Here is an 8,585-nt window from a genome sequence, read left to right as displayed (position 1 = left end):
TGCCCCGATGTTTCACGTGAAACATCGGGGCATCCCGTCGTGGGCCGCATCCGCCGGTGAGATCATCCGCGCCCTGGCCGGCGGTCTTAGCTGCCCTGCATGCTCGGCCGCCACCTCATGTGAACCAGTCAGTGGCGCCGACTCACGTGAGGCATCATTCCCGGGAAGTGCCAGGCTCCCGCGTGGCCAGTTCAGCCGCCGCTTCAAGATAGGAGAGCGCGCCTGTGGAGCTCGGGTCGTAGGTGATGACACTCTGCTGGTAGCTGGGTGCTTCCGAGATCCGCACAGATCGCGGGATCATTGTCTCCATGACCTCGTCCGGGAAGTGCTGACGCACTTCGTCTGCCACCTGCGACGCCAGGTTGGTCCTGCCGTCGTACATGGTCAGCAGAATGGAGGAAACCGTGAGCTGGGGGTTGAGGTGCTTCTGGATCATCTTGATGTTGTTGAGGAGCTGGCTCAGTCCCTCCAGGGCGTAGTACTCGCACTGGATGGGGATCAGCACCTCCGTAGCCGCCACGAACGCGTTGATGGTCAGCAGACCCAGGCTCGGGGGGCAGTCGATGAACACGTAGTCCAGCCGCGGCAGACCGTTCTGCTCGCGTAACTCCGCGTACTCCGCGAGAGCTCGTTGCAGACGCTGCTCGCGGGCCACCACGGAGACGAGTTCGATCTCCGCGCCCGCGAGGTCGATCGTGGCGGGGAGTACCCACAGGTTCTCGGTCTCGGGAGACTCCTTGACCACGTCCGCCACGGGCACCTCGTCGATGAGGATGTCGTACACCGAGTCCGCATCCGCTCCGTGGGGAATGCCGAGGGCGGTGGAGGCATTGCCCTGGGGGTCGTTGTCGACCACCAGCACGTGCTGACCCTGCTGGGCCAGCGCTACCGCCAGGTTGACGGACGTGCTGGTCTTGCCCACGCCGCCCTTCTGGTTGCTGATGGTGATGAAGCGGGTGTTCTTCGGGTGCTCCAACTGGACGTTCTTGAGCTTGGCGCGACGCTTGTTCTCTTCCACGAGTTTCCTCCCCAGAGCGGTATCAGCCACCGCATCCTGTGCTGCAAGACCGGCGTGAGCGTCTGTTTCACGTGAAACATGCTTGCCGCGATCCGGGACAACCTTTTTGGATTGATTAGCGGGATCGGGCGGCAACCCGAAATCGTGTCCGCGTTTCACGGCCTGCGGGTCGTGCTCCGGGGTGGTCATCGACGGTCCCTTTCATGGCTGATGCGTGCTCCTCGTAGCTTATCCGCATCCGTCCCCGCACCCTGGTGCCAGAGGCAGGTCAGAGCACCAGGCGCACCACCGTGGTGGGTTCGGCCAGCAGGTCCTCACCCACGGTCAGAACCTCCGACTCCCTGACACCGAAGCGCCCCAGCTTCTTGGACGCCTTCGTGAGCTCGTCCTCCGCCGACCGGCCCTTCAGGGCGAGCAGCTCACCCCGGCCCTTCAGCAGGGGGAGGGTGATGTCCACGAGACCCACCAGAGCGGACACCGCGCGCGCCGTGACCACGTCCACGGCGCCGACATCCTGCTTGGCCTGTTCCGCGCGGGCCCGCAGCACCCGGACGTTGTCCAGCTCGAGGTCGGAGACGACCTCCTCGAGCCACACCACGCGCCGTTCCAGCGGTTCCACCAGGGTGATCTGCAGATCCGGGCGGGCGATGGCCAGGCACAGACCCGGCAGACCCGCCCCCGACCCCACGTCCACCACGCGCGAGTCAGCTGGGATGAGCTCCTGCACCACGGCGCAGTTGAGAACGTGCCGCTCCCACAGGCGCGGGGCTTCCCGGGGCCCGATGAGACCGCGCACGATCCCGGATGAGGCCAGGTGCTCCGTGTAGCGCCGCGCAAGGTCCAGCCGGGGGCCGAAGATGGCCCGCGCCGCAGGTTCCAGGTCCCCGAGCGGTGGAGCCGGCTGGGGCTCCGGTGCGGCCCGGTGAGCGGGTTCCGGCCCGGAACCGCCTGCCCTTCCGGCCGACGGCCCCGCGGGCCGTCCGTGAGAGTCCTGGGCGCTCATGCGCCGGCCGAGATCACGATGTGGCGCCCAGCGCCGTCGCCCTCGGACTCGGAGACCAGCCCGGCCTCCGCCACGGCGTCGTGCACGATCTTGCGTTCGTACGGGGACAGGGGCGGCAGGTGCACGCTCTCGCCGTCCGCGCGGACCCTGGCCACGGCGTCGTCGGCCAGGGAACGAAGCTCGGCCGCGCGTTCGTCCCGGTGACCCGCCACGTCGAGAATCAGGCGGCTGCGCCGCTGCGTGGCACTGAGGACCGACAGGCGGGCGAGCTCCTGCAGAGCCTCCACGATCTCACCGTCCTGGCCCACGAGAGCCCGCAGATCGGCGTCGTCGTCCTCGGCCACGACGGAGACGTAGGTGCGGCCGTCGCGCACCTCGATGTCGATGTCACCGTCGATGTCCGCGGTGTCGAGGAGCTCCTCGATGTAGTCCGCGGCGATCTCGCCCTCCTCCTCCAGCGGGGAGAGCGGGGCAGTGTCCACCTGTGACTCCGGTACCACGGTCTCCTCCGGAGCCGTGTCCTGGGCGTTGTCCGTCTCGTTCATGGCGGGAGACCTCTCAGCCGTTGTTCTTCTTGGTCTGCTGCTTCTGACGCTTCTTGGACACGGGCTGGTTGCGCTGGCCGGCAGCCGCACGCACCCGCTGCTCCTCGACCTTCTCCTCGTGCTCCTTCTTGGTCATGCCCACGGGGGGCAGGCCCTTGGCGGCGCGCCGCTCGTTGAGCTCGCGCTCCGCCTGGGATCCCTTGGTGGGGTTGTTGCGGATGACCCACCACTGCTGGCCCATGGACCACAGGTTGGAGACGGTCCAGTAGACGAGCACGCCCAGGGGGAAGTTGATGCCGCCCACTGCGAAGATGATGGGGAACAGGTAGAGCATCATCTGCTGCTGGCGGTACATGGGCGAGGCCTTGGCGGTGTCGCTCATGTTGCGGGCGGTCAGCTGCTTCTGCGTGATGAACTGGGTGGCGCTCATGGCCACGATCATCACGATCGCCAGGACGATCGTGGCGGTGTGGTTGCCGTCACCCGGCTGCATCAGTGTGGAGAACAGCGGGGCGCCGAAGATGGTGGACTCGTTGAACTGGTGGACCATCTCCGGCGTGAGGAGGTGGATCGCCTCGTTGTTGGCGGCCGCCTGGGGGACCGAGCGCAGCACCTGGAACAGGGCGAAGAAGATGGGCATCTGCACGATCACGGGCAGGCATGCCGCAAACGGGTTGGAGCCGTGCTTCTTGTACAGGGCCATCTGCTCCTCCGCCATGGCCTGGCGGGAGAGCTGGTCCTTCTTGCCCTTGTACTTGGCCTGCAGCTTGGCCATCTCCGGCTGCAGCTCCTGCATGCCGCGCATGGACTTGATCTGCTTGAGGAACAGCGGGATGGTCAGCGTCCGCATCACGAGCGTGAGACCCACGATGCACAGCACCCAGGTGAGACCGGACGTGGGATCGGCGCCGATCAGGGTGAACAGCTCGTGAAACACCCACAGGACTGCGGACACGATCCATTTGAAGGGCAAGAGAATCAGGTCGAAGAAGTTCATCGAGCGTTGGCTCCTTGAGCCGCATGGTGGCGGGCCTGACAGTCGTGCGTGTACTCACGCACGAGGTTCGGGTGGTTGAGCAGAACGATTCTGGGGGTCGTGGCGAGGGTCGGGAACTCCCGGCCACCCCCCGGGATCCTGTCGATCCCCCCGGCGGCCCAGGGGTGGCAGCGCAGCAGCCGCATCACACTCAGCCCCAGTCCGCGAACGGCACCGTGCACGGTGACGGCTTCGAGCGCGTAGGCGGAGCAGGAGGGGAAGTAGCGGCACACGTCCCCGTAGAGCGGGGAGACGATGGTCCTGTAGAGCTTGAGCAGGGCGATCAGAAGGTTCTGCGGAGCCTGCTTGACCGCGCCGAGCACACCACCCGAGGTGTTGAACTCGTGCGGGGCGCGTGCCAGCAGCTGCTCAGGAGTCACCCGTGGTGTCACGTGCGCCTCCTTCTCGATCGTCCACGGGGCACGTTACGGCATGGTGCCCGGGACCAGCTGTGAGCGTCATCGTGCCCGCCGCACCGCGGCCGTGAATGCGGCCCGGTAGTCGCTGCCCAGTTCGTCCCAGTCCGCGGCAGCAGCGGGGGGCAGGGCCCGCACCACCACGTCCATGCCGTGGGGCTGGTCCCGCACGCTGCTCGCGCTGAGCTCGCGCAGCCGGCGCTTGACCTTGTTGCGCGTCACCGCGTTGCCCACGGCCTTGGAGACCACGAACCCCACGCGGGACGGTTCACCCGTGTGCATGCGCACGGATACGACGACGTTCCGGCGACCGCTGCGGGCACCGGAACGTACGGTGGTCGTGAACTGCGCCGAGGTCCGCATCCGGTGCCGAGTGGGCAGCATGACGCGAACCTCGAGACGCGGGGGCTCAGGCCGAGAGGCTGGCGCGACCCTTGCTGCGGCGGGCACCGATGATGGCGCGGCCGGCGCGGGTGCGCATGCGAGCACGGAAGCCGTGCTTGCGGGCGCGGCGGCGGTTGTTCGGCTGGAAAGTCCGCTTGGGCATTAGTCACTCCATGAGGTTGGACTACGGTGAGCCGACTGCGAGAAGTCGCAGGGGGCGCACGCGGTAGGTTTCTGGGGGCGTGCGGGCATGCAGAGATCGCGATGCTGCACGCACAAGACCTATCCACAGTAGTCAATGGGGCCAGCCGGGTCAAATACCGGGCTCGACGCCGCCCGCCCCCGGGTCCGAGGCCGTCGCCGACCAGAGCTCCCGCCGCCGGCCAGCGGGCACCGCGCCGTTACCGCCACGAAGGGCCCGACCCGGAGCGGCCCTGCCGGTGGCCACCCGGCCCGCAGACCCGCACCCCGCTCTCCCGAAGGGGTCGCACGCGCGGCGGACAGCACTTCCACAGCTGTGCATCCACGGTCCGCAGGGCATGTGGAAAACGGCCGGTCCGCGCCGTGGCGCGGCAGGTTATCCCCAGGCGCGAACTACACGTCTGTAGTTCCACCTGCCCGCAGATTCGGGCTATGAAGTGCCGTGACACCTGATCTAGGCTGAACCCCACGGCCACCCCCCACGAGGTTTATCCACCGCTGTGAACAACTCTGTGGAAAACTGGGCCGTTCCCGGTCCAACACGTCAGGAGTCGCTCATGCAGCAGGACAACCAGACACTGTCCGAGCAGTGGGCAGAGTGTGTCCGCTTCATGAACGAGAATCCCCGGGTGACCGGGCGCTCACGCGGCAACATCGCGCTGTGCGAACCCCGTGGGCTGATGGGCTCCACGCTCCTGGTGGCCGTTCCCAGTGAGGTCACCCGCGAGTTCCTCCAGCACCGACCCATGTCCGAGATCCTGGACGACACCGTGCACAGGGTCTTCGGCGCCGACACCCTGGTGGCCTTCGTGGTGGACCCGGAGCTCGAGATGCAGCCGAGCCCGTCCCGGCCCCCGGCTGACACCCGCCGCGCCGGCGCTGATCGCACGCACCGCGCCCCGGCGGACGGTGGCCGGGCGGACACCGAGTCCAGCTCCACCCAGCAGCGCGGACCCAGCGCGCCCTCGCTGACCGAGATCGAGGCGGAGCGCGCGCCGGGCTCGTTCCTCACCCCCCAGGAACAGGCGGCGGATCCCGAGAGCCGGTTCTCGACCCGTCCCGGCGCAGAGCCGTCCGTTGCCCCACCCGGTCGGGATGCGGAGTTCGGAGGACTTCCGCCCCGCAGGGAGCAGACCCCGGTCCCCGCGCCGCGGGAGGTGCTCACCACCGGCAACGGCTCGGACACCAGCCCCGCCGATTCCGAGTGGGACAGCTCCGCCCGGCTGAACCCCAAGTACGTGTTCGACTCCTTCGTGATCGGCCAGTCCAACCGTTTTGCCCACGCCGCAGCGTTCGCGGTCGCGGAGACCCCCGCCAAGGCATATAACCCGTTGTTCATCTACGGGGACTCCGGCCTGGGCAAGACCCACCTGCTGCACGCCATTGGCCACTACGCCAAGCGGCTCTATCCCAAGATGCGGGTGCGGTACGTGAACTCCGAGGAGTTCACCAACGACTTCATCAACTCCATCCGGGACGACGAGGGTTCGTCCTTCAAGGGCATCTACCGCAACGTGGACCTCCTGCTGATCGACGACATCCAGTTCCTCGCGGGCAAGGAGCACACGCAGGAGGAGTTCTTCCACACCTTCAACGCGCTGCACAACCACGAGAAGCAGATCGTCATCACCTCCGACATGCCTCCCAAGCAGCTCACCGGCTTCGCCGAGCGCATGCGGTCCCGGTTCGAGTGGGGTCTGATCACCGACGTGCAGCCGCCGGAACTTGAGACGCGCATCGCGATCCTGCGGAAGAAGGCCATCAGTGAAGGCATGGATGCCCCGGACGACGTGATGGAGTACATCGCGTCCCACATCTCCACGAACATCCGCGAGCTCGAGGGCGCGCTCATCCGGGTGACCGCGTTCGCGTCGCTCAACAAGCAGCCCGTGGATCTTCCCCTCGCCGAGCTGGTGCTCAAGGACCTGATCACGGACGACGGCGGGCAGGAGATCACCGCGGCGTCGATCCTGGGCCAGACTGCGGCGTTCTTCAACATCACCCTGGACGAGCTGAAGTCCAAGTCCCGCACCCGGACCCTCGTGACGGCTCGGCAGATCGCCATGTACCTGCTGCGCGAGCTCACGGACATGTCCCTTCCCAAGATCGGGCAGGAGCTGGGGGGGCGTGACCACACCACCGTGATGCACGCCGACCGCAAGATCCGCACCCTCATGGCGGAGCGTCGACAGATCTTCGACCAGGTCACGGAACTGACCAACCGGATCAAGCAGCAGTCGCGCGAGGGCTGAGCCCGGCGGCGAGCACCCGCACCGCAGAGATCCTCCACGGGGCCCTGGCCATGTCCGGGGCCCCGTTCTTGTGATTCGCCCACAGGCACGGACCGCTCCACCCCGCGCTTCTGGAGGCGCGTTCCACAGCTCCAGGGCCCTGTGTGGACGGCCTGTGCACGGGCGAGAACGAGGCGGTGTGGAAAAATCTGTGGACAACGAGCCTGGGCCGGTGGAGAACGTCTGCGAATCGGTGGGCAGTGCTGTGGAATCCCCGGAATCACGCGGAAGTTCTGCACTGAGCGGTCACAGGCAGGTGGCCGCCGATCCACAGTGCATCAACACCGTGGAGCCGCTCGACGGCTGGGCTGCAGGCGGTTATCCACAGAACCCACAGGGGTTATTAACACTTCTGACCCTTAAAGAAAGATCCACCGAATAACAAAAATCCGGACGATCCGCCCCGTGCGCCCCTCGAGGATCTCTGTAATTACACGAATCCCCGACGCGACGGCGGCGCACACGATCTCCCCACCACCTCACCCCGTTGGGGAGGCGTCCTCCGTGGCGGATACCATGCAGGGAAGACACTCCTGTCCAAAGCCAACAGAGGGGCACCTTCGTGAAGTTCTCGGTCGAGCGCGACGTACTGGCTGAAGCAGTCACCTGGACTGCTCGTTCGCTGTCCCCGCGGCCCCCCGTTCCCGTGCTGTCCGGTCTGCTCATCAAGGCGGAGAACGGGTCCCTGTCCATCGCGAGCTTCGACTACGAGATCTCCGCTCGCCTCACCATCAGTGCGGACGTCATGGAGGAGGGAACCACCCTCGTCTCGGGTCGCCTGCTCGCGGACATCTGCCGCTCGCTGCCCTCCGCGCCCGTTCAGCTCGAGGCCGACGGCGGAAAGGTCACCCTCACGTGCCGGTCCTCCAAGTTCAACCTCGCAGCCATGCCGGTGGACGACTACCCCCAGCTGCCGGGCCTCCCGGAGCTCTCGGGCGTGGTGGCCGGTGACGAGTTCGCCCACGCCGTCGCGCAGGTGAACATCGCGGCGTCCAAGGACGACACCCTCCCGATCCTCACCGGCATCCGCATGGAGATCGAGGGCGAGAAAATGACCCTCCTGGCCACGGACCGGTACCGCCTGGCCATGCGCGAACTCACGTGGCGCCCCACCGATCCCACGCTGTCCACCGCGGCACTCATCAAGGCCAAGACCCTCAACGACGTCGCCAAGACCCTCGGCTCTGCCGGGGACGTCAACATGGCGCTGGCCGAGAACACCGAACTCGTGGGCTTCGAGTCCGGCGGCCGGCGCACCACCAGCCTGCTGATCGACGGCGAGTACCCCAAAATCCGCTCGCTGTTCCCCGAGAACACCCCGATCACCGCGGTGGTGCGCACCTCGGAGCTGGTCGAGGCCGTGCGCCGCGTGTCCCTCGTGGCCGAGCGCAACACCCCGGTGCGGCTGGCCTTCAGCGAGGGCCAGGTGGCGCTCGACGCCGGCACCGGTGAGGATGCCCAGGCCTCCGAGGTCCTTGACGCGCAGCTCAACGGGGACGACATCACCGTGGCGTTCAACCCCACGTACCTGTCCGAGGGACTGAACGCGTTCGACTCGGCCTACGTGCGGTTCTCGTTCACCGCTCCGCCCAAGCCCGCCGTGCTCTCCGCGCAGGCAGAGCCGGACGGCGAGGACGACGTGGACTACAAGTACCTGCTCATGCCGGTCCGTCTGCCCAACCAGTGATCGT

At 67.0% G+C, this 8,585-nt stretch carries 9 protein-coding genes; 2 read left to right on the top strand and 7 right to left on the bottom strand.

All coding sequences use genetic code 11. The features are described 5' to 3' along the window. Window positions 1–154: 154 nt before the first annotated feature. From HMPREF2833_RS07700 to rpmH, 7 genes are all read right to left on the bottom strand, one after another. Window positions 155–1,018 (bottom strand): ParA family protein, encoded by an 864-nt coding sequence (locus HMPREF2833_RS07700; RefSeq protein ID WP_019310420.1) that lies wholly within the window; start codon window positions 1,016–1,018, stop codon window positions 155–157. 268 nt (window positions 1,019–1,286) lie between these two features. Further along, window positions 1,287–2,021 (bottom strand): 16S rRNA (guanine(527)-N(7))-methyltransferase RsmG, encoded by a 735-nt coding sequence (rsmG, locus tag HMPREF2833_RS07695; RefSeq protein WP_083310961.1) that lies wholly within the window; start codon window positions 2,019–2,021, stop codon window positions 1,287–1,289. Then, a complete protein-coding gene (locus tag HMPREF2833_RS07690) occupies window positions 2,018–2,566 on the bottom strand; it encodes a Jag family protein (RefSeq protein ID WP_019310421.1) in 549 nt (182 codons plus the stop codon). The genes rsmG and HMPREF2833_RS07690 overlap by 4 nt, the downstream gene beginning before the upstream one ends. 13 nt (window positions 2,567–2,579) lie before the next feature. Next, window positions 2,580–3,563: a membrane protein insertase YidC gene (gene yidC / locus HMPREF2833_RS07685; RefSeq protein ID WP_019310422.1), complete on the bottom strand. Its 984-nt coding sequence runs from the start codon at window positions 3,561–3,563 to the stop codon at window positions 2,580–2,582. Further along, the gene (gene yidD / locus HMPREF2833_RS07680; protein WP_224764933.1) at window positions 3,560–3,994 is read right to left on the bottom strand and encodes a membrane protein insertion efficiency factor YidD; all 435 of its coding nucleotides are present in this window, start codon (window positions 3,992–3,994) and stop codon (window positions 3,560–3,562) included. Before yidD ends, yidC begins: the two co-directional genes overlap by 4 nt. Window positions 3,995–4,060: 66 nt before the next feature. After that, entirely contained in the window at window positions 4,061–4,402 is a 342-nt protein-coding gene (gene rnpA / locus HMPREF2833_RS07675; protein ID WP_039101584.1) for a ribonuclease P protein component, read from the bottom strand. Window positions 4,403–4,427: 25 nt separating this feature from the next. After that, window positions 4,428–4,565, bottom strand: a complete 138-nt coding sequence (rpmH, locus tag HMPREF2833_RS07670; protein ID WP_012399425.1) for a 50S ribosomal protein L34 — start codon at window positions 4,563–4,565, stop codon at window positions 4,428–4,430. A 595-nt stretch (window positions 4,566–5,160) separates the two neighbouring features. Here rpmH and dnaA point away from each other — a divergent pair. Then, window positions 5,161–6,855 carry a chromosomal replication initiator protein DnaA gene (dnaA, locus tag HMPREF2833_RS07665; protein ID WP_039101583.1) on the top strand — a complete coding sequence of 565 codons (1,695 nt, stop codon included), beginning with the start codon at window positions 5,161–5,163 and terminating at the stop codon, window positions 6,853–6,855. A 601-nt stretch (window positions 6,856–7,456) separates the two neighbouring features. Continuing rightward, complete coding sequence (gene dnaN / locus HMPREF2833_RS07660) at window positions 7,457–8,581, top strand: DNA polymerase III subunit beta (RefSeq protein ID WP_019310426.1); 1,125 nt, start codon at window positions 7,457–7,459, stop codon at window positions 8,579–8,581. The last annotated feature ends 4 nt before the right edge of the window (window positions 8,582–8,585 follow it).

The sequence above is a fragment of the Kocuria sp. HMSC066H03 genome (assembly GCF_001812045.1).
GTDB lineage: Bacteria > Actinomycetota > Actinomycetes > Actinomycetales > Micrococcaceae > Kocuria > Kocuria rhizophila.
Note: the sequence above shows the minus strand (reverse complement) of the source record. Positions and strands in the feature narration are given on the sequence as shown.